General features: G+C 40.4%; 22 protein-coding genes and 1 pseudogene. 5 read left to right on the forward strand and 18 right to left on the reverse strand.

The genetic code is table 11. From position 1 onward, the window contains the following. Positions 1–10 precede the first annotated feature (10 nt). The 14 genes and pseudogenes from batB to EHO65_RS08345 all read right to left on the reverse strand — a co-directional run. Positions 11–1,009: pseudogene (batB, locus tag EHO65_RS20130) on the reverse strand (VWA domain-containing protein BatB); the annotation flags it as partial. After that, positions 1,006–1,950 carry a VWA domain-containing protein BatA gene (gene batA, locus EHO65_RS08285; RefSeq protein WP_135773646.1) on the reverse strand — a complete coding sequence of 315 codons (945 nt, stop codon included), beginning with the start codon at positions 1,948–1,950 and terminating at the stop codon, positions 1,006–1,008. The pseudogene batB and the gene batA, both read right to left, overlap by 4 nt. Continuing rightward, the gene (locus EHO65_RS08290) at positions 1,947–2,849 is read right to left on the reverse strand and encodes an LB_053 family protein (RefSeq protein WP_135773647.1); all 903 of its coding nucleotides are present in this window, start codon (positions 2,847–2,849) and stop codon (positions 1,947–1,949) included. Before EHO65_RS08290 ends, batA begins: the two co-directional genes overlap by 4 nt. Next, positions 2,846–3,670, reverse strand: a complete 825-nt coding sequence (locus EHO65_RS08295; RefSeq protein ID WP_135773648.1) for a DUF58 domain-containing protein — start codon at positions 3,668–3,670, stop codon at positions 2,846–2,848. The genes EHO65_RS08290 and EHO65_RS08295 overlap by 4 nt, the downstream gene beginning before the upstream one ends. Before the next feature lie 14 nt (positions 3,671–3,684). Beyond that, complete coding sequence (locus EHO65_RS08300) at positions 3,685–4,695, reverse strand: AAA family ATPase (RefSeq protein WP_135773649.1); 1,011 nt, start codon at positions 4,693–4,695, stop codon at positions 3,685–3,687. A gap of 11 nt (positions 4,696–4,706) precedes the next feature. Next, entirely contained in the window at positions 4,707–5,321 is a 615-nt protein-coding gene (locus EHO65_RS08305; protein ID WP_208744022.1) for an LIC20036 family protein, read from the reverse strand. Positions 5,322–5,484: 163 nt separating this feature from the next. After that, a complete protein-coding gene (locus EHO65_RS08310; RefSeq protein WP_135773651.1) occupies positions 5,485–6,771 on the reverse strand; it encodes an LIC20035 family adhesin in 1,287 nt (428 codons plus the stop codon). 336 nt (positions 6,772–7,107) lie between these two features. Continuing rightward, a complete protein-coding gene (locus EHO65_RS08315; RefSeq protein WP_135773652.1) occupies positions 7,108–8,196 on the reverse strand; it encodes a DUF1574 domain-containing protein in 1,089 nt (362 codons plus the stop codon). Positions 8,197–8,240: 44 nt separating this feature from the next. Beyond that, on the reverse strand, positions 8,241–8,606 hold the full coding sequence (locus tag EHO65_RS08320) for a PLU-1-like domain protein (protein WP_135773653.1): 366 nt from the start codon (positions 8,604–8,606) through the stop codon (positions 8,241–8,243). A gap of 153 nt (positions 8,607–8,759) precedes the next feature. Beyond that, entirely contained in the window at positions 8,760–9,182 is a 423-nt protein-coding gene (locus tag EHO65_RS08325) for an SRPBCC family protein (RefSeq protein ID WP_135773654.1), read from the reverse strand. Positions 9,183–9,197: 15 nt separating this feature from the next. Next, positions 9,198–10,010, reverse strand: coding sequence for an SDR family oxidoreductase (locus EHO65_RS08330; RefSeq protein WP_135773655.1), 813 nt, complete (start codon positions 10,008–10,010; stop codon positions 9,198–9,200). A 50-nt stretch (positions 10,011–10,060) separates the two neighbouring features. Next, positions 10,061–11,347, reverse strand: coding sequence for an NAD(P)/FAD-dependent oxidoreductase (locus tag EHO65_RS08335; protein ID WP_135773656.1), 1,287 nt, complete (start codon positions 11,345–11,347; stop codon positions 10,061–10,063). Beyond that, positions 11,340–11,855 (reverse strand): low molecular weight protein-tyrosine-phosphatase, encoded by a 516-nt coding sequence (locus tag EHO65_RS08340; protein WP_135773657.1) that lies wholly within the window; start codon positions 11,853–11,855, stop codon positions 11,340–11,342. The genes EHO65_RS08335 and EHO65_RS08340 overlap by 8 nt, the downstream gene beginning before the upstream one ends. A 12-nt stretch (positions 11,856–11,867) precedes the next feature. After that, complete coding sequence (locus tag EHO65_RS08345) at positions 11,868–12,632, reverse strand: SDR family NAD(P)-dependent oxidoreductase (protein WP_135773658.1); 765 nt, start codon at positions 12,630–12,632, stop codon at positions 11,868–11,870. Between the two features lie 87 nt (positions 12,633–12,719). On the opposite strand from EHO65_RS08345, the gene EHO65_RS08350 reads away from it, so the two are divergent. Beyond that, positions 12,720–13,742 (forward strand): GGDEF domain-containing protein, encoded by a 1,023-nt coding sequence (locus EHO65_RS08350; protein ID WP_135773659.1) that lies wholly within the window; start codon positions 12,720–12,722, stop codon positions 13,740–13,742. Here the strand turns inward: EHO65_RS08350 and EHO65_RS08355 are convergent, their stop codons facing one another. From EHO65_RS08355 to EHO65_RS08370, 4 genes are all read right to left on the reverse strand, one after another. After that, positions 13,743–14,141, reverse strand: a complete 399-nt coding sequence (locus tag EHO65_RS08355) for a cyclic nucleotide-binding domain-containing protein (protein WP_135773660.1) — start codon at positions 14,139–14,141, stop codon at positions 13,743–13,745. It abuts the gene before it with no gap. A gap of 366 nt (positions 14,142–14,507) precedes the next feature. Further along, complete coding sequence (locus EHO65_RS08360) at positions 14,508–15,113, reverse strand: NADPH-dependent FMN reductase (RefSeq protein ID WP_135773661.1); 606 nt, start codon at positions 15,111–15,113, stop codon at positions 14,508–14,510. Positions 15,114–15,221: 108 nt separating this feature from the next. After that, complete coding sequence (locus EHO65_RS08365) at positions 15,222–15,923, reverse strand: ParB/RepB/Spo0J family partition protein (RefSeq protein WP_135773662.1); 702 nt, start codon at positions 15,921–15,923, stop codon at positions 15,222–15,224. Continuing rightward, positions 15,907–16,833: a ParA family protein gene (locus EHO65_RS08370; protein ID WP_135773663.1), complete on the reverse strand. Its 927-nt coding sequence runs from the start codon at positions 16,831–16,833 to the stop codon at positions 15,907–15,909. The genes EHO65_RS08365 and EHO65_RS08370 overlap by 17 nt, the downstream gene beginning before the upstream one ends. Before the next feature lie 188 nt (positions 16,834–17,021). On the opposite strand from EHO65_RS08370, the gene EHO65_RS08375 reads away from it, so the two are divergent. The 4 genes from EHO65_RS08375 (at position 17,022) to EHO65_RS08395 (ending at position 21,596) form a co-directional block, all read left to right on the forward strand. Next, positions 17,022–18,116, forward strand: coding sequence for a putative porin (locus EHO65_RS08375; RefSeq protein WP_135773664.1), 1,095 nt, complete (start codon positions 17,022–17,024; stop codon positions 18,114–18,116). Continuing rightward, positions 18,113–19,216, forward strand: coding sequence for a ferrochelatase (hemH, locus tag EHO65_RS08380; protein ID WP_135773665.1), 1,104 nt, complete (start codon positions 18,113–18,115; stop codon positions 19,214–19,216). The genes EHO65_RS08375 and hemH overlap by 4 nt, the downstream gene beginning before the upstream one ends. A 15-nt stretch (positions 19,217–19,231) precedes the next feature. Beyond that, complete coding sequence (locus EHO65_RS08385) at positions 19,232–20,755, forward strand: AAA family ATPase (protein ID WP_135773666.1); 1,524 nt, start codon at positions 19,232–19,234, stop codon at positions 20,753–20,755. Between the two features lie 484 nt (positions 20,756–21,239). Further along, entirely contained in the window at positions 21,240–21,596 is a 357-nt protein-coding gene (locus EHO65_RS08395) for a YciI family protein (RefSeq protein ID WP_135773667.1), read from the forward strand. Positions 21,597–21,622: the final 26 nt, after the last annotated feature.

Below are 21,622 nucleotides of genomic sequence, written 5' to 3' on the forward strand. Positions count from 1 at the left end.
AAAATTTTCCCCAGAATTCTATTACGAAAAAATCAAACAATAATAGTAGAAGTGCAGGTATTAAAAACTTTTTAGCGCCTTCTGCCCTTCGTCCATTACGAATTCTTTGTCCTGTGTTTTTTTCCATGGAGCCGATCCATGATTTTATATCGCCTATCTCAGGACTTTCGGAATCCAAAGATAAAAATCTACCTTCGTTTGCAGATGCCAGTTCTTTTAAAAATCCTGGATTAGATTTGGAGACGATCACACCTGGAGAATTTTCATAAGGAGCTAAAGATCCGTCTTTGGTTAAAAATCCATAAACTCTTGATCCATCTTCTGAATATCCGATAGGCCCTCCTGTTGGAGTTCCTACCGACCAGACCCAAACCTCTGCAGGAAATTTTACAATACCTGGAGAATCCATATCTTCTCCATCAGAGATCAAAACTAAAATACGATTTCGTAATACCTGATTTGAATTCAAAACTTCTTCCGCTTTTTTAAATGCGGACTTCAAATCCGTTCCTCTATCACCCACTATATCCACATCCAGACCTCTCACATACTCCGAAAATGCGCGAGTATCCGAAGTCATGGGGCAATACACGAATGGAGAAGCAGCAAAAACGATCATACCAAATCTATTCCCATTCAACTGAGGAAGAAGTCTCAAAATTGTTTCTTTAGCTCTAGTGATCCGAGAAGGACGTGTATCCACGGATTGCATAGAAAGACTTACATCCACCAAGAACAGAAAGTCTACACCCCTGGAGACTTCCTCCTCCTTAGACTTAGTGGATTCAGTTCTTTGGTAAGCAAAATAAGAAAGATAGAATACGGAAGCGAGTAATAAGATCCTTCCGAGTACTATATAAAAAGGAGGAACCTTGGATTCTCTAAGCAGGCCAGGATAAGATTTTTTCCAACGACTCCAATAAAAATAAAACACAAGCTTAAATAAAGTATAAGCGAAGAAGATCAGGCCAAGTGAGATCCAAAAAGATTCTAAAAAAGTTTCGCTCATAAGTAGTACCGAAACACCCAAGATCGGACAAGAAGATCAAAGCCTAATAACGCCAATGCGTAAGTCAGAAAAATTAAAGACTCCGATTCTCTCACTTCTTCCGGAGGTAGGATCAAAAGATCTTTTTCTAAAGAGTCAATGGAAGCTAAAACTTCTCTCAACTCGCTGATATCTTCCGCCCTATAAAATACTCCTCCAGTTCTTTTGGAAAGTATATCCAAAATTTCGAAATTTACTTCGTAAGATTGATCTTCCTTTCCTATACCTATGGAGTAAATTTTAACCCCTACACCTTTTGCAATTTCAGTCGCTGTCACTGGATCTATACGACCAGTATTTGAAGCACCATCCGTTATGAGGACGATCACCTTAGATTTTGCAGGAGACCTACGCAATCTATAACAGGAAAGAATAAGTGCATCACCGATAGCGGTTCCTTGCTCCGGAACTGTTTCTTCTTCGGCTTGGCTTAATATTTCCTCTAATACTTCTCTGTCGCTTGTCAAAGGGGATTGTAAATAGGCACCTCCCGCAAATACCACCAAGCCCAAACGATCATTTTCCCTTTTTCTAATAAACTCTTTGAGTAATTTTTTTGAAACTCCCAAACGAGTCTCAGGCAAGAAGTCCCTACTCTTCGACATGGAACCGGAAACATCCAATGCCAAAATAATATCCACTCCCTTTGTTTCGTCAGGGAGAAATCTATATCTTTTCCCGGGGCCTGCAACTGAGATCACAAACAATGTTAATACAATCGGGCGAATTAACGGTGCTATCGAAGACAAAAGTCGTTTTAAGTAGAATGTCCCAGATTGGACCTTCCCCGGGATCCGAAGTTCTATTCCTAAGGCCGGTTCGTTTTTCCAATACGAATAAAATGTCCAAACCCAGATCGGAATAATTAGAAAAAGATAATATGGAGACTCCCATTCCGTCATTTGGAAAGTGCCTCCTTCCAATAATCCCAGGCTTTTAATGCTTCCGCAGAAGTAATTTCCACTTCTTCTTCCGAATATTGTGCTTTACGGAAGGTATTCTCCCAACTTCGAACTTCCTCTTCTTCCAATCCGAATGAATCGTAAATACGTTGGAATAATTCTGCCTCAGTCAGATGTGCAAATGGTGCGTTCATCTTTTTAGACATATTCTCCCGAATATATCCGGATAGTACTCTATAAAAGATCCGAGCAAATACGGGGGGAGAATTTATGATCTCATCCAATTTACTTTCGTATATTAGAATTTTCTGAACCCAAGGATCTGCTTCTACAAGCGCGTCCATCGTTCTTTTGGATGCAGTTTGATTTAGATACCAAGCATAGAAGATCCCTAAACCTAAAGCAGCCAAACCTGCAAGGATCGCAGCCAACTTCCAACCATACTTTCCTGAAAACTCTAAAGGTGGCAAGATCTCCTCAGGAGATTTATCCTTCTCCCCTAAAGAAGAACGAACAGTCAGAACAGCTCCGGAATGATATTCTTTTCCGTCCTTATCCTTCCAAACAATAGGAAGAGAGAATTTTCCAGAAGTATAATAGGCGACGTTTAACTTGATCTTTGTATCTGAAATTTCGGAAGAGATCACTTCGAATAAAGGAAGATCTGGGGACTCTGGATCGGGAACCATTCCCTTGGATGGTATCTCGGGATCCTGGATTTCTCCTTGTTGGAATTCCAACACGTACCCCGCCTGATCTCCGATCCCTACTTCCTTAGGTTCCCAATCTTCTTTCCAAGCAAAAGTCGGGGCCGCAAAGAATATTAGGAATGAATAGAATATATAGTAGAAAAATTGAATACGATCTAAAGGCCTTAGACGGCTACTTCCCGCCTTCATGACATTCTTCTCCAATATTCAAGAAGTTTGTTGGGATCCGTATCTTTGCCTTCCAGCTCTAAACACCTGGACTTAAATAAAAATTCCAGATTCTTTTTGATACTCCCTCCTACTGGAGAAGGGACAGCACCCGTTTCAGGATCTTTTAATAAGAAAAATTGGAAAAAACCTCTGGGGGCGCTCTCTTCCAAACGATCCTTAAATCGAATCGCGTGCAGAGTATGGAATCTTCTAAGCCCAGTGAGTTTTTTTAAAGAAGGAAGGCCGTGAAAATCGGAAAGTATATAAGAATCAGTGTATCTTCTGATCCTATTTTTCAAAAGTACAAATGGAAGTTTAGGATCTGTTTTTAATTTTCGATGCGGATATGATCGGACCTTTTCCAGAGAAGAAAGTGCTTCTTCTGTATTTCTGATATAACCTGTTTCCCATTCTAATCGATCCGAATAGAGTAGTATCTTGGCAAGATTCCCTTTTCGTACATAAAGTAAAACTAATAGAGCTAAAACCTGGAAAGCATTCTCCGCCTTGGTCCATTCTGAACTGCTCCAATCCATGGACTCGGAAACATCTAAGAAAAAAACTCCCAGCCTTTCTTTCTCTTCGTAGAATTCTCTTACATGCAATTCTCCGAATCTAGAAGTAACATTCCAATCGATAAGTCTTGTATCGTCACCGATTGCATAGGGGCGAACATCCTTAAAATCTACTCCCCTACCCTTTCTGGAACTTGTAGCTGTACCTTGCCTATTCCGAAGAGAAAATCCTCTCTCCTTAAAATCCAAAAGTTGGACCAGGTTTTGGTATTCTTTGCGGAACATTTTATTCGATTAGATCAAAGCACCTGAGTCGCGTCTGAAACGATCCTGACAACGGACTCGATCCCTACATCTTCAGAGATTGCTTCGAAAGTAAGTAAAATTCTATGGCGAAGAATTTCAGGAAGAACAGCTTTCACATCTTCCGGAGCCACATAGTCTCTTCCTTCCCATAAAGCCTTCGCTTTGGATGCCTTTAACAAACTTAAACTTGCTCTAGGAGAAGCCCCATGTTTTACATAAGGAAGAAGATCCGGAACGGTCTTTTCTTCCGGACGAGTATTTCTTACCAAACGAACAATATAACTCTTCAATTTAGGTTCCACATGAACTCTATCAACGAGAGAAGAGATTTTCAGAACGTCCTTAGCAGTTGCAGTTTTTTTAATACGTTTTGGACCGGCAGCAAGTTTGCCGTGTTGTTCAAGGATCGCTAGTTCCTCATCCATATCAGGATAATCCACAAGAACCTTCATAAAAAAACGGTCCATCTGTGCTTCCGGCAATGGATAAGTCCCGTCTTGGTCGATCGGATTTTCCGTAGCTAGTACCAGGAAAGGTCTCTCTAAGGGGAAAGTATTTTCTCCGATAGTGACCGTTCTTTCTTCCATACATTCCAAAAGAGCTGATTGTACTTTTGCAGGCGCCCTATTGATCTCGTCAGCGAGTAAAACTCCAGTAAAGACGGGGCCCTTACGTGTAGTGAATTCTCCATTTTTAGGATTGAATACTACTGTTCCGATCAAGTCCGCAGGAAGAAGGTCAGGTGTGAACTGCACTCTTTTAAAATCCAGATCTAATGCGGAAGATAATGATTTTGCCAGAAGTGTTTTTGCAAGTCCAGGCATCCCTTCTAACAAGACATGACCCTGGCAGGCTAAAGAGATGAGCAAATTTTTAACTACTGCTTCTTGGCCGGTGATCTCTCCAGACAATTCCTGACGGATCCGATCTAATGTATCTTTTGCAAAATGGATATCAGATTCAGATAAAGGAATATTCTCACGATCTTTTGCGATGGATTCCATATTATTTCCTATTAACGTTCCGCAAGCCAACGGCCAGAACTGTTCGTGCCTTGGTATGCGCCTTGGATTTTTTTACCGTCCAAGTCCCCGGTATAAGTTTGGGTGAAAGGAACATTACTGCCTATCTCAGAACATCTTGCCCCTGCACAAGATCTCACAAACCTAATCGATTTACCTGTTACTTTTATACCTGTAAGGATCTCGTTCGATCCTTTTCCCCAATTCGTAAAACGTAAAGTAGCACCTATTCCTCCCGTTTTGCGAGGAAAGATACTCAATACACCTTTATGGGTCCCGATCTGTATTTTATAAGTACCTACAAATGATTTTTCCGAATCGCTCAAAGGAACCAGGTTCGGGCTTAAACTTTGAGGGTCTTCCAAAAATTCTATTTTTTCCACTGTCTCCAGTGGGATAGAGAAATCAGGGTCTTGTAATATTACATTTTTAGAATTTAATGAAACCAGAGTTCCTTCTGTAAAGGAACCGCTATAGGTTACCTTTGCCTGCCGATTTACGGAACTACATCCTCGGACAAAATATCCAAGCAGGAAGAATAATGGAGCAGCGACCAGTATCCCGAGGCTGATTTTTTTGAGATCATTATTTGTGATAATTTTTTCCAAGGCAAGGATTCCCTTTTGCGATTCTTGAGTCCATGTTGGAATTCCTACACAGATCAGAGAAGAATTTTACAGATTGAGAAAAGCCTTTCTAAATATTATAAGCCCGGAGAAATACCCTCCGAGCTTTTTATACTTAAGAAACCGAGTTACTTAAGGCTTAAGATCACTTACAGCCTTGTAGTTCTCCCATTTTAGGATTTTCTCTACCGTTCACGTAATATTTTTTACCCTGAGGTGTCGTCCAACAATCGTTTTTTTGGTTTGTCCCAGGCATAATCGGCCCTTGCCCGATCTTTGCTCCGGACTCATCATACTCGACCGCAGTACCGTTTGCAGAGATTTCAAAGGACTTCTTTCCGTTTTTATAATATGCAAACGGGAAATCAGGCTTATATTTTGCCTTCAACTCGTCCGTCTTTTCATCCATAAGTAGAAGGTCAAAAAGGAGTTTTCCTTTCCCTACAATTGTTCCGTCCTTATCGTATACTTCTGCGGAACTCATCATCATTTCGTTCATCATAGTTCCTTTATACGCAGGATTTCCGGTACTCCAATAAAAGGTCCAATCTCCCTTACGAGTATGATCTCTTTGCCCTTCCGCAAAAACCTTTCCGTTTTTGTAATATTCTTTCCATGCACCTATCCTAAGGGATTTTCTGTCGGCACCCGCACCCTTAGGAGCATAATTACCTTCGGATTGAGGGGTTCCGTTGTCGTAATAGTTTTTCCAATAACCAGTTTTTAGATCATCCGAATTGTTTCCTTCGGAAGAGACAGTGTTCCCGTCTTTATGATAATTCGTTTCTTTGCCGCTTTTTTTACCGTCTTTGAATTCGATTACGGATTTTTTAGCTCCGTCTTCATTATAAAAGTCTTTCCAGGTCCCTACTTTTTTATCGTCTGCGTAAGTACCTTCGTCGCTTAAGATCCCTTTGTCTGTTTTAGACCAGTATGGTCCGTTCTTCTTGTCGGCCTTATAGATTGTGCTTTCAAGTTGGGTCCCGTCTTTCGCGAGTTTTTTATCTTCACCTTCTTTTACACCGGCAACATAAGGAGTCTCTCTTAAAGTTTCTCCCGTTTCGTATAATGTTTTCCAGATACCTTCTCTTTTATCGTCTTTATAATCACCTACGCGAACCAAAACGGAGAATTTATTTTTTTGAAGATCTTCCTTCTCCACATATTCTTTCCAGGAGCCGTTACGTTTTAGTTTCTTGATCTGATCAGGAGTTAATGCGCCGGCTTGGTCCGGAGTACAAGGTTTTCCGGAGCAGTCCAAATTAACCGGACCTTCTCCCTTTAGATTGAATGTTTCTTTGAACTTTTCTATTCTGATATTCGGCTCTAAAATTTGGAACTCTACATTTTTGCCCTTGTTCTCAACGACACTCGCAGAAGAACAACCGATCAAAAGAGAAATTGAAACCGCTGTGGATATAATTTTTTTCATGGGTTCGCCTTTTGGGGAAAATCTAACGAAGCAAAACTAAGGCAGACAATCCCTCTCGTCAACCTCCTTTCCCCGACGACCGGGCTTAATAGGCCTTACAATTTCCTGTAAGTTGGATAAAAATAGAACACATGGAACAAGAGGGCGACTTCTCGCTTCGCGAGAAACGCGCTTTCCGCTACGATCACTGTCGCTATTATTATTTTGATATTTCCCGTTTATTCTTAAGGCTTCTTTGTTATTTTTCTCATGCCAAGGCGCCAAGAAAAGAAGTTACTTATTGAAATCCTAAAAATCTCTTCTAAACTTTGCGGCTTCGCGTGCAAATCGGAGCTTTTACTCTCCCGGGTATCTCATTCGTAAAAAGCGTAAGAATGGACGGTAACAGTCCACTGCCATATGGCCACTATCCGCGAAAGTATTACACTCGTAGTCGGTTGCCTCTGCCATATCTATGATGGGAACTCCGAACTTTTGGTTGATGGGGCGAATCCGTTCCCACCAAGGAGCCGGTATATTCAATTCTTTTAGAAGATTTTCTAAAGGAAGAGAAACTTCAGGACGGACAACGATGGTAGGAACTCCCTCTGCCTTCACCCTATCCAGGATCTTTTCATAAAAAGAAAACTGCATTTCAGACGGGGAATATTTAGGATAGATCCAACCAATCGTGCGGATAGAACTTGCTTCTAGTTTGCCGTAGTCCTTCTCCATAAAACCGCCGGCTGGAGAGATCGCATTCCCCTTGTCTTTATGTAGAGAATTAATCGTCAGCATTTTGATTAGATCCGCTTTCTCGAATTTTTTATTGGTAAGGTGAGAGTAAACATTGGCGAGATAAGGTTTGTTCTTACTCACTCCGAAGAAATAATTCCCCAGATAATAGTTTACATTTTCCTTACCCAAATCCCAGGCATTAGAAAGAACGAATCTAAGATCAAAACTATTTGCTAAATTCGATTTTTTGAATGTTGTGCTGTTTGCATTGAACTGGAAAGGATCCGCCTCTAAAACCAGGAAGTCAGGTTTAACACCTGCTTCAAATAATCTTTCCAAAAAATAAAGGTAATATGCCGGAGTAGTTACCGCTGAAGAAAGATTATACACTTCCCAATCAGGGTAGAAGTCCAGGATCTCTTCGTTTTTAAAATATAACATCCTGGAAGAGCCCATGAGAAGTACCAATTTTTTGTTGGACTTCTTCTCCGCATTCTTACCGAACTTGGAGATCATCTCTTTCAGAAGATCCTGCTTAACTTCGTAATAGATATAGGTTAATTCTACTTTTACGTAGTCTCTGACCTTATCCAAAAAGAAAATTTTATCTAGAGCGAATATGAATACAAAAAGAAGTACAGGATAGAAGAGAAAAGGATGGGTGAAAAAATTAATTTTTTCTTTTGATTGGAGTTCGTTCTCGGACACGAACTCAAGACTCCCCGGTTGACCGGGGATGTCAATAGATTATATCAAGCAGTTGCGAGAGTTTCTGTGGCTCTGCGACGTTTTTGAAGATCTGCCAACCATTCTTCGGTTGTTTTGCAGTACCCTACCAAACGTTTTACATGTATACGACGCTCAGGATCTAAGATCTCTCTAGCTTCGCGGACAATCTCTTCTACAATTTTGATATGAAAGGAAAAGTGGCTGGTGAATAAGTTAAAGTATTCTTTTTCTGTAGCGAGCCAATCTTTGGATTGGATCTCATTTAAGAAGTCTTCCATCTTAGAGATATCTGAATCGAACTCGGACTCATATGGAGAGTTTAAGATCGAGATCGTATCTGTGATATCCGTAAGACTTTGAAAATAAGGGTCTAGTTCTGGTAAGTTCACTGTATACCGCCTTGAAAAGCAGCTCGCAGCCTTTGGTCTCTTATGGAGAAAAGACCGCGAACACCCTATATCGGGGCTCTAATGTCATCTTTTTTTAAGGACCCGAGAGTTCAAGCGGAAAATAAAAACATAATCCGACACTAAAGAGATATCTTAGTTCTTCCTAAGGTATTGAAGTAAATGCATACTTTCTTCGTCCCAGCCTTCGGAAGCAGCCTCGATCCAATGATCGAATTTTTCTCCGATTGGGTATCCTGAGTTGGTGAGTTTAAGAAGAGTTGTATCATCCCCTTCTTTTTCGAACTCTAACTTGAGCTCTATATCACCTGCCGGATGGTCTTGCCATTGTAGTATCAACTCTTGGAAAGGAACGATCTTTTTATAAATACCTGTAGAAGTAAGCTCTCCTTCAGGACCTAAGTTCCAAGTCCAAGAGAAAGTACCGCCAAGCTTAGGACGTCCCGTTACCTTATCCGCCAACCAATGGATCAGCTCTTCGTTAACGGTAACAGCACTCCAAACCTTTTCCAAAGGAAAATCATATTTGAATTCTTTAATAATGCTTCTAGTTTCCATATAGACTTCAGTCCTTTAATGAAAGTCCTTATAAAGTTTTTTGTATAATACCTTTTCTAAAAAGGAAGGGGAAATATTCCTCATCCATTTCATGAAGAACCCACTTTTATCCATCACAACGAGTCTTGAGTTTGGATCTTCAATAGAAAGGATCATCTTCTCTGCGACTTCTTCCGGAGTTTTACTTTTGCCGGAATAATGGGATTCTCCCAATATCTGGCCATCCCCGTCTATACCGTTTGCTCTTAGTTTTGTTTTGGTATAAGGAGGGCAAAATATAATAAATCTAAGACCTTCTTCCGAAAGTTCTATACGTGCAGATTCCATAACAGCGTGTAACGCAGATTTGGAAGAAGAGTAAGCGCTCCTTGCGGGAACTCCGTACAATCCGCTGACTGTAGATGTTACCATGATCGCTCCCTTATTCTTTTTCAAAAAAGGAAGAAGTCTCATTGTTAAGAAGACCGGACCGAAAAAGTTCACATCAAACGCCTTTCTAAAAGCTTCTATCTGGGTTTGATCGAATCTAGAATGAGCGGTTATGCCTGCATTATTAAAAAGAACATCGATGCCGTCCGCAAGTTTTGCCAACTTAGCAACCGCTTTATTGATCTCTTTCTCGGAAGAAAGATCCGCCTGAATATGGAAAATTTCCGCAGGTCGTTTTTCCTTCTTCTTGGAAATTTTGCGAATAAGCTCCGGCTCCGATCTGGAAAGATTAATAATCTTGCAAGGTATCCGGGATAAACTTTCTAATAAAGCCTCTCCTATCCCGGAAGAGCCTCCGGTAATCACGATTGTCTTGCCTTTCCAAAGATCAGTCCGCATCGAGCTTATTCTTTTATTAAGTACGACCTATTCAAGGATTATTTTCGGCTTTAATTCGGCGTAGAAGGCCCGTTAGAATTGGATTCGACCTCGTCTTGGATCAATCTCGCCTCTGCACGAAATGTAATATAAGACCAAACCCAAGTGATGAAAATGGAGATCTTATTTTTAAAGCCTACCTGATAGAAGATATGGATGAATAACCAAACAACCCATCCGAAAAATCCTCTCAGCCTAAAACTTCCAACCTGAGCAACTGCGTCTTGTCTTCCTATAGTCGCCATACTTCCCTTATCCAGATAATGGAAAGATTTTCTTTTTTTGGATTTCAGATCTCCTCGAATGAGAGAAGCAACATATCTTCCTTGCTGCATTGCGACCGGAGAAACACCAGGCAAAGGTTTTTCTAAACCTTTAGAATAATTCGCGATATCACCTATCACAAAAACTTCAGGATGGCCTTCCACATTACAGAATTCATCCACCATCACTCTTCCCATTCTATCAGTAGGAACTCCTAAAGTAGCTCCGATAGAATTTGCCTGCACTCCCGCAGCCCAGATCACCGTAGAAGAAGCGATTGTTCTACCTTCTATCTTAACTCCGTTTTGGTCTATCTCAAGAACTTTGGTCCCTGTTAGGACTTCCACTCCTCTTTTTTCCAAACGGATCTTTGCAAACTCACTTAACTTAGGAGCAAACGCTGCAAGAAGCCTAGGAGAAGCTTCGATCAAAGTGATTTTTGCTAAAGCAGGGTCGATTGTATGGAATTCGTTTCTAACGATCTCATGAGAAAGTTCCGCGATGGAACCCGCAAGCTCCACACCTGTAGGACCTCCGCCGATAATTACGTAATTCAAATGTTTTTTAGCGACTTCAGGATCTCCTGCAAGTTCTGCCTGCTCGAAAGAGGTTAGGATCTTAGTTCTGATAGAAAGTGCATCTTTCAGAGATTTTAATCCGATAGAATGTTTTTTCCAATGATCGTTCCCGAAATAGCCCGACTTAGCACCTGCAGCCAATATTAGATAATCATAATCTTCTGAATGCCCTTGAAAAAAGACTTTTTTAGCTTGAATGTCTACCTTCTCCACTTCTCCCAAATAAACTGTTACGTTCTTTTTATCCCCGATAAGGGATCTGGTTGGGATCGCAATATCCGCAGGACTTAAAACCGCGGTTGCTACTTGGTATAATAAAGGTTGGAACAAATGGTGATTTTTTTTATCGATAGCGATGATTTCCAAATCTTCTTCTTTGGATAATTTTTTGATCGCTTGCAATCCCCCGAAACCTACTCCGATTACTACTACTTTCTTTTTTTCACCCTTAGGCATTCTTTACTCCATTTTTACTCAAAACGTATTCCAGAAATCCTTCCGAAGCTTCGGAAACGATCTGGTGGACTTCTTCGAAATCCTTTAAAGTTCCATAATATGGATCAGGGACTTCAGAGTCTTTTCCTTGGCCCTTTTGAAACTTTCTGAACAAATGAATTTTTTTTCTTTCTTCTTCATTCGAAGCGAGTGCCCCCAGATCCTTATTATTGGATCTGTCCATCGCTAGAATAAAATCATAATATTCAAAATCGGATCTTTTAAATTGTCTCGCCTTATGAGTAAGCTCTATTCCCTTCTTACGAGCCGTCTGCCTTGTCCTGGGATCGGCCAATTCACCAATATGATAGCGAGAAGTACCGCAGGAATCCACTTCGAATAGAGAAGAAAGCCCCTTCTTCTCCAATAGATCTACGAATGCACCTTCTGCGGCAGGAGATCGGCAGATATTCCCCAAACATACGAAGAGAACCTTGTAAATATTCGAAGGGTCTGGAGTTCCTACCATATTCAAAAACCTTTATCTAGGCCCGATCTTCTCCCATAAAAACTCAGGAAGAGATCTCATCAGAACCCCGATCAATGCCCAAGGGAACCAAGGCACAGTAGCAGATCGAACTCCTGACTCTATCCTATTGTAAATTTTTTTAGCGCCTTTTTCCGCGGAAACAAGAAAAGGACGGGTTTCCAACTTTTGATTGATTGGAGTGTCTATAAAACCTGGGTGAATAACGGTAACCTTTATACCGAATTTTCGAACTTCTCCCCTTAATGCCTCTAGATAAGTAGAAACTGCAGCCTTAGAAGTAGAATAACTTGCTGAACCGGGAAGACCTCTAAAAGAAGCTACGGAAGAAATTCCTACGATCTGCCCACTTCTCTGTTCTCTAAAGATCGGCTGTAAAGCGGAGATACCGGCCATAAGTCCGATCAAATTTGTATCGATTACCTTCTTATCCGCTTCGAAACTTTTTTTACCGAAAGAAGAGTTGGTAGAAATCCCAGCATTTGCAATGAATAGGTCCACTCCACCAAGCTCCTTTGCAAGTTTAGGCAGAACTTTAAAATTATCTTCTGATTCAGAAACATCCAAAGAAGCCAAGATCACCTTGCCTCCTTTATTAAAAGAACGGATCTCTTTCGCGATACCTTCTAAAACATTTTTCCTTCTGGAAGTAATAGCCAGATCATGACCTGCCTTTCCGTATAAAAGAGCAAGCTCTCTGCCGATACCGGAGCTAGCCCCAGTGATAATAATTTTTTTCTTATGAGGACCTTTGGACATATGAAACCGCCAAGTTATTCATTAAATTGGTTTACCCCTAGGGTGGAAAAGAATTATTTTACCAGTATTCCATAACCGCGAACCAAAATGCGAAATCTACAAGAAGAACTAAAAGAAAAAGAAGAGGAAATCCAAAAACTCAAGGAACTATTGGAGCTATATGAAAGAGTTTCTAAGCTGGGAGAAGTAGAATTACTCACGGCTGAACAAACCCTTAACGCCCAGGAAACCACAGCAAATCTAGCCAGAAATGAACTCATAGAAATGAGAGACAGGTTCAAGGGACTAGGTCAGGTAAATTCCGAGAGAAAAACCGCAATCTTAGAGATAGTAAACGATAAAGAAGCGCCCCTTCCCAGCCTCGCAAACAAATTCGAAGAGATGGGAAAGAAGGACGATTACTTCTATTCCGACTTTTTCAGAATTATCGCAAATCTGGATCTGCCCGAATCCGAAGCAAGGTCTCTCTGGAAAGAGATCTACGCTCACGCAGAAGGTCTAAGTAAACAATTGGGCAGAAGTATGAACTTCGTTGTTGCCCTCCTCGATTATATTTATTTAAAGAACCGTTTAATCGAAAATCCAAAGATCGTGGATATCTATTCCTTCGAAGAGATCATCCTTAACGCAGTCATAGATGAAGGAACAGGGATCTATAATAGAAGATATTTCAATCTGGTCCTAAACAAAGAGATCACCAGAAGTAAAAGATATAAAAGAAGTTTCTGCTTATTCTTATTCGATCTGGACAATTTTAAGAAAATCAACGATACCAAGGGACATTCCTTCGGGGACGATATTCTAAAACTGGTAGCAGGAACCCTGATGTATGCATTCCGCACCGAGGACATCAGTTGCAGGGTTGGAGGGGAAGAATTCGCAGTCATTCTTCCTGAAACCGGCAAAGAAAACGCTAAGGTAGCTATCGAAAGATTCAGGACTTATTTAAGAAATTCTTCCAAAAACGATTTCGGGATAGAAGTTACTGTATCCGGCGGAGTAGCGGAATATCCAACGGACGCTGACGAAAGTAACAGGTTATATTCGCTTACGGACGCAAAACTTTATGAAGCAAAAGCGGCCGGTAAAGACCGCATTACGTATACCTGATCAGGTTTCCCCTATCTGATATTCGATCTCTTTCGTAGTAATTTCATTCAATTTAGAGATCAATAGTTCGTTCGTATTCGCCAAACGATCCGCTAAAATCCTCACCATCTTAGCGGCAAATTCCGGGTTCGCGAGTAGATATCTTTCCAATTGTTGTTTGGATTCCACCGCGACCATTTCGGTGTCCATCACTGCTCTTGCAGTAGCAGTTCTAGGTTTAGCCCTGAACAAAGCCATCTCACCGAAAAAATCTCCCTTCTTCATCAAAGCCAAACGAGTGGCTGAGTTTTTATGAGTAAAAAATATTTCAACTGTCCCAGAGGTGATGATATACATCGAGTTATTCAACTCACCTTCTCTGAAAATAATTTGTCCGGCCTGGATATTAATTTTATTCATGAATTCCTAACTTTCGATTTAGACCGAGACATCTAAAAATCCGGTCCGTCTTATCTGACTTCGAAACTTTTCGTTTCCTAACTGAAGGATCTGGATCCGACAGCCCTCAGGATATATCATCGGGTCAGAAAAGACAATCTTTGAGCCAATTCCGAAGGAAGGAACTCCCCTCCCCTCTTAGCCTAATGAATTCAGAAGTTCGTAGGATTATGTCACATTGGAGATCTTGATTGCGGCTTGGGGGCGGCCCACTCGCTGTCGCTCGAGTCGCGCTGCTTCGATTTCGCTTACGCTCATCCGGGCAAAGCCCGGACTAAAGATCTACGCATCGCTGCCGCGTTAGTATTTACAAAAAGGAATTTAAGATCAGGACATTCCGTTCTTAAATCTTGGATCCTGGACCACACCGGATTCGCGGATCTCCGACAAAGAATTTGCATAGGCAACTAAGATCTTAAGAGCAAATCCACTTCTCTCCCTGATAAAACTATCTTCCGGAGAAACAGGTTCTCCTCCATTGATCAAATGTTCCACATCTCTAAAGATCAATTGTTCGGGGATATAACAGATCTTGGTATTTTTATAACTGCTTGCTCTCATCTCATTGATCGGGAAAGCCCCGCCTCTACCTGAAGAAACAGAAACAAGAAGCCCGGGTTTATGACCCAACTGAACAAGCCCAGCATGAAGGAAGAAATTTTTAATCGCAGGACTCGCCATCCCACCATACTCAGGAGTGATAATAACAAAACCTTCGGAACTTTTTAAGTTTTCATCGATAGGTTTCCAAAGACCCATCCAGAGTTTATCATCGCTTGTCTGAGTTGAATCGTAAAGAGGAAGAGGATTTTTTCCCAGATCCAATGTCCAAGTTTCCACGGACATTTCTTTTAATTTAGAATTTAAAAATTCACCTACTTTAGCAGATTGAGATACTTTTTGTTGGGAGCCAACAATGATTCCAATTTTCATTCTATTCCTTTATTAGAAACCAAACTGCGGATAAAAAAGCCCGCCCGAACGGTCGAATGAGAACAGGATCAAGAGCCTGGAGTTTTCTCCAACGAGAAAAAATTTGTCTTAGCTTAAACCGTATTTTTTCTTTAAGTTAGAAAGTTCCCTTAGAAAAGATTCTCTATTCTTAACGCTTAGAGGTTTAAGATCCAGGGTAACCTTTTCTCCAGGTTTACGGGGTGAAATCATTTCACCCCCCCGTCCTTCTTTCTTTTTCAGGAGGGTTTCCAGGTTTTTGACCGAAAGATCACTTCCACTTTTGAGTAATTCTGAAACAGATTTTTGATCCAACCTTGCGATCGAGCTCAACTGTTTTACATATCTTTCCGTGTAACCTAGTATCTTGCCGACTTCTTCTGCGGTCTTTTTTCTTTCTTTCCTTAAGAACTGGATCGCCCTTCCTACTTCCCAAGGATTTAGACTTTTACGTTTTTCGTTCTCTGCCAAGGCGATCTCATAACATCTATCTTCGGAAGCTTCTGTCTCTACTACCGGAATGGACTTCCAGCCTATGAGTTTTGCTGCCTGGAATCTTCTTTCACCGGCTACGATCTGGAACTTCTTGCCTAATTTACGGACAACGATCGGCTCTATCAAACCCAAACGTTTCATAGACTCCACAAGATCGCTCACATCTTCTTTTCCAAAAACCCTAGGTTGTTCCGGATTAGTTAAAATATCAGAAAGAAGAATTTCTTTTTTAAGGGATTCATCCCCACCAAAAGCTGTTAATAAATCCAGCCCTGCAAAATCAGATCTTTTTGCCATTTGCTCTCCTCATTACTTCTTCCGCCAAAGTAGAAAACATCTGCATCGCTTTAGGATCATATTCGGATAAAAGTTTACGTTTTGCTTGGGACTGAGGAATTGCTTCTCTTCTGTACACTACAGAATCGAACACTGGGAAATATTTCCGGACAGTTTCAGCAAGACCGGAAAGAGCTCTCGAATCCTCATACTGATTTAATACCGCACCCAAAAGTCCAAGACCGGGATTTGCCTTTTTACGGATCTTCTCGATTGTACCATGAAGGTCTTTCAGGCCCTGCACACTAAAAGCACGAGTCTGGATCGGGACCAAAACAAGATCCGCCGCGATCAAAGCATTCTCCAAGATCAAACCAAGAGAAGGAGGACAATCTATAATAATATATTCATAAGAAGAACGGATCGGCAAAAGTGCTTCTTTCAAAAGATCGAAATCATCTCTCTCATATGGAGTCGTAAAATTTGCCAAATGAATGGAAGAAGGAACCAGATCCAAACCGGGAGCCAAGTTCACAATAATTTCAGAAATATCTACTTTAGATTCTTCCTTATAACCCAAACTATGAAAGACCGATTTATCAGCCTGGCCAACGTACAACTGAGTGATATTTGCCTGAGCATCCCAATCTAATAGCAGGACTTTTTTGCCTGCCTTTGCCAAAGCTTCCGCAAGGCATATGGAAACTGTAGTTTTACCTTCTCCACCTTTTTGATTGGATACCGCGATGATCACTGATTCGTAAGAATGTTTCATTTTTTTGGAGAAGTATTTATCCAAAACATCGGTCTTATACTTTCCCTTATTGTCTTTGGGCAGGGACCATTTTTCCGCCTTCTCCAGAAACTCATCTTCCGAACTTAAAACGTATTCGGAGAGGACTTCTTCTACACTTAAAACTTTGGCTTTCACTTCAGACCTTGACCCTGATAATAGATCAGCGTCCAGACCGGATTTGTCAAGAAAACCTATGTCTCATATTGCTTTAAGTGCGAAAAAACCGAATTGAAACGATAGGGGAGGGGAGAATGCTAAGGTCTCTTCTCGGAAAAGGAATTCCACTGGGGATGAAATCATTTCACCCCTAATTCTAGGATGAAATGAAAATTCAGATTCGAATTATAACCACACTATTCTGCCTATTTGCCACAGGCCCATTGCTCGCACAAGAGCCCGAATCTCCCAAGGATATAAGATCAGAAACTAAACTCCCGGGAACCGAGGTGCCCCAAACAAAAATCCAGACACTTCTATCCGAACTAATGACCAGAAGTTCCATCACAGGTCTTGTGGGGGAAAACGGAGGCCAACATATTTTTGAATCAGGCACAAAGTTCCCTAATTTATCCGGGCTAAAAGCGGGATCCAGGATCACGTATAACAGAGAGTTCGAATATGGTGGGATCGGATTAAAACATTGGTGGGAAACTTGGGAGATCAACCTGGAATACAGGACAACTTTCAAGAACCAAAGAACCGGAGAGGGAAGGGACGAGGACTTTTTTCTTGGTAGCGTAAGCAGGGAAAAGGGGACAAAGATCGATTTCGCAAACGCAAGTTTTTACGATACACCTTACACATTCACGGGGACCCAAAACTTTGCCGATGGAAGAGGGAAACTGAAGATGAAAGATGATCGAATCGGTCTCCTTGGCAGAAAATATTTCGGCACAGCAAATCCTGATCCAAGAAAACCAGGCTCAGGTCTTTATCTTACTGGCGGCGCTTATTATACTTATTATAAATATTATCTATACGATGTGACACAATGGATCGCCACTTCCCCCGTGACTTATGGTCCAATCGGAATTGGGCTTAGTTATTCTATTTCTACCTGGGAAATCCCATTCGGGTTCGGTTATAGATATTCCAATGGAACTTGGATGTTAGAAGCAAGCCTCTCTGGAAATGTTTGGTATTCACATTTCAGGGATTATCATTACCAAAGAAATTTAAATTTCATCGGGGATTCTTCCGGCTTCGGAGTAGAAACAAATTTAGGCGCAGGATATATCCTACCCTCTTGGTTATTTTTCCTAAAATTAACTGAGCATAGATTATACGGAGAAGGAAGTTTCCAGACCCAAGGCGGCATAAACAGGGAAGACGTTCTTTCAAATTATTCAGGAAGGTATAGAAACTATCTGAGCACAAAACAGTACTCGGTCGAATTCCAAGTGAGCCATTTTTTATGAAAAATAAACTTTTACTGATCAACTTGGGCGGGCCCAGAAACCCCCAAGAAATCCCAAAATTTCTGAAAGACCTATTCGAAGATCCTTTAGTATTCGATCTTCCTCTTCCTGAATTCCTAAGGATTAAACTTGCTAGAAAAATTGCAGAGAAAAGAGCCAAAAAAGTAGAAGAGACCTACGCTTCCATGGGATTCGGAGGAGGCTCCCCTCTTGTAGCAGAAACTGAAAAACAAGCAAAAGGTTTAAAAAAACTTTTAGAAGAGTCCGGAGAAAAATGGGAAGTTAAGACGGCAATGTGCTGCGGATATCCGGACATCAGAGAGTTACCATCCGAGTGGACGGATCCGAAAGAAGGAGTGGTACTTCTTCCACTATTTCCTCATTTCTCCAGATCAACAGTTCTTTCCACAGCAATGCTTATGGAAAAACAGTTGGGATACTGCCCTGCTTCCAACCCACTATGGGTGAGACCATTCTCAGATAGGAAGGAATATTTAGAATCCATCCGAGACTTAGTCCTCGATTTTTTCCAAGGCAAACTTTCAGAAAATGATTTTCTTCATCTCAAACAAGAACAAATCCCAGATTGGCAAGATCTAGATATAGTTTTCAGTGCACATGGGATCCCTCTTAGATTAATTAAGAAAGGAGATGTATATACGAAAGAGATTGAAGAGAATGTGCAAGCACTGACTTCTCTTCTGAGAGAAAAAGGTTATAAAGGACAAATTCATTTATCTTATCAGAGTAGGGTAGGGCCAAGTAAATGGACCACTCCAAACACTTTAGATAAGATCCAAGAGTTAGGGCAAAAAGGAACCAAACGGATCGCAGTATATCCGATCAGTTTTATCAGCGATCATCTCGAAACATTAGAAGAGATCGGAGTTCAGATTAGAGACCATGCACTCCAAAATGGGATCTCAGAATATTATAGAATTCCTGCACCGGGAACATATCCGGCATTTTTAGAAGCTTTAGCAAAATTCGTTTTCGAGGCAAAATATTCTGCACAAAAAGGCAGACAGCTAAGTTGTATCTGCAAGGCCTCGGGCGGATGGGATCCGAAAAAAGAAAAAGTAACTTGTGATTGTGGATGAAAGGGAATCTCAACAATGATAGAAAACTTATTCATTACAAGCGAAGAGCTTTTGCAAAACTATTCTATCAATGGGATAGGACGTTTAAACATTATCACTGGAAAGAATAATAGTGGAAAAAGCACATTATTAAATATCTTACGGTCTCATGAAAAAGCCGCAATCCTTGCAAGCTGCGACATTCGTTTTCTGGAAAAAATCTCCGCAATAATTCGAAAGAAATTCCAGGAAACAGAAGTAGTTCCGGTAAAGAATTTCGATTTCGAATTAAAAAAATTCTTTAGTCAAACCAGCTTCATTTCAAACGAAAAGCTACAAACACAGCTATTTTCCCTAATTACACAATTAGGGGAAAGGAATCCTGATGAAATATTCATCTTCGATCCCTCGATAGAACCCTTAAGTCAAATTATTCAACGTGAAATCTTCACAATGCCCAAATCTATCTTAATTCCTGCAAAAAGAAATTCTCCCACAGAATCCCCACTAAATTTATACGAAATTGATAGAACGGGAAATGCTCAGAACATCCTAAACATATTATTTAAATTAAAAAATTCTGCGAATGACCCTGAAGATAGTGCTTATTATCAAAGTATTCGAAAAAACTTCCAAGAAATAACAGAAGGTTTTGAATTCGAAGTCAGCATCAGTGAAAGAAATGTAATCAAATTATTCTTCAAAAGGGACGGAAATTATAAAGCTGCAGAAAATTTCGGATTAGGCCTTCAAGACATTCTTTGTATACTTACTTTCACCCTTGAGCCAAGCACACAATTGGTATTAATTGAAGAGCCTGAGAATCATTTAAATTCCGGCGTTCAGAAAAATCTTCTAAAATATTTTCGCCAATCGACTAATAAGCAATTCATCATCACAACTCATTCAGGCGTTTTTTTAAACCCCTTATTCGTGGATAAGATCCTTTTAACGAAATACGATGCAAAGAAAATAGAAATTATCGATTCTACAAGTAAAGCAGAGGCCTTATACGAATTAGGATATGAACTTTCGGACAATATTCATACAGATATGCTAATCCTAGTAGAAGGCCCTAACGACAGGCCCATTATCGAATCATTATTATTCAATATACCTGACGCGATAGGCAAAAATATCAAATGTCTCCCCATAGGAGGAGACAACATGCTTCACTTCGATTTTTCGGCCCTCCAAGGATCCGCCGTTAAAATATGTGCCATTATAGATCTTGACCCTGGTAGCAAAAAAATTCGAGATAAATTTATTAAAGAATGTGAAGACAGAAATATCTACGTCCACAGATTAGAAAGATACTCAATTGAAAATTATATCCCACTTCAAATCTATAGAGAAATTTTTAAATCTCAAATTTCTTCAGAAATTACTGAAATCGATCCATTGAAAAGTGTCGAAAGTCAGTTTGGTTTTTCTGTAAAAAAGAATCTTTCAAAAATATCAAAGCTTCTCGCAATTCAAGACATTCAAAACACGGATTTACATAACTTTTTAAAGAAAGTTTTAGAAATATACCAAGCAGAAATATCTTTGCCGCATTAAGAAAAGAAAGATTTTTAAAATAAATCTTGGCATTTGCACAGAAATCGTGCAAATTTAGAATATAAAAAATGTCACCTTCAGGATAGGCGAAAACCTGATCCAAAAAGCCAGGGTAAAAGCGATCGATTTAAACAAATCGCTGAATGAACTTTTTGTAGAGTGGCTTACCACGTTCTCTAACGATAATCGTGAGTCCTTGGATTATAAAAAATATATCAACAAATACTCTCATATCCGGATTAAAGAAAAATATTCCAGAGATCAGATGAATGAGCGTTAAGATATTTTTAGATGCGAGTATCTTAATATATCAATTTGGAGAAGACGAAAACAAACGGGCCAAAAACTGGAAGGTTTGCAGGTCATAAATCCGTTTAAATCCGGATCTAAAAAGAAATAGGATCTAAATTTTCTCTAACTCCCTGTCCAATTTCCTAAAACTCAATTGATCTAGAGATAAAATCATCTTCTATAGGAGAAAAATATGGACGAATATTTAATCTTAATGCGACTAGATCTGATCACAAAGGAAGCGCAACCTTCTCCGGAACAAATGCAAGTGTATATGAAAATGTACCAGGACTGGGTGGGAGGAATTGCCGCTCAAAACAAATTCGTGGGCGGAACAGGACTATCTACCGAAGGTAAAGTGATCAAATCCGGACAAATTATCACTGACGGACCATTTGCAGAAACGAAAGAATCCATAGCAGGTTTTATCACGATCAAGGCCGAAAATTTCGAAGAGGCAGCCAGTATTGCCAAAGGATGTCCTATTCTAAATGGGCCAGGAAATAGTGTAGAAGTCAGAAAAATTATGGGCGCAGACAATACACGTTAACCGACACATACGAAGCGTACAAATTT

This window comes from Leptospira andrefontaineae (assembly GCF_004770105.1).
GTDB lineage: Bacteria > Spirochaetota > Leptospiria > Leptospirales > Leptospiraceae > Leptospira_B > Leptospira_B andrefontaineae.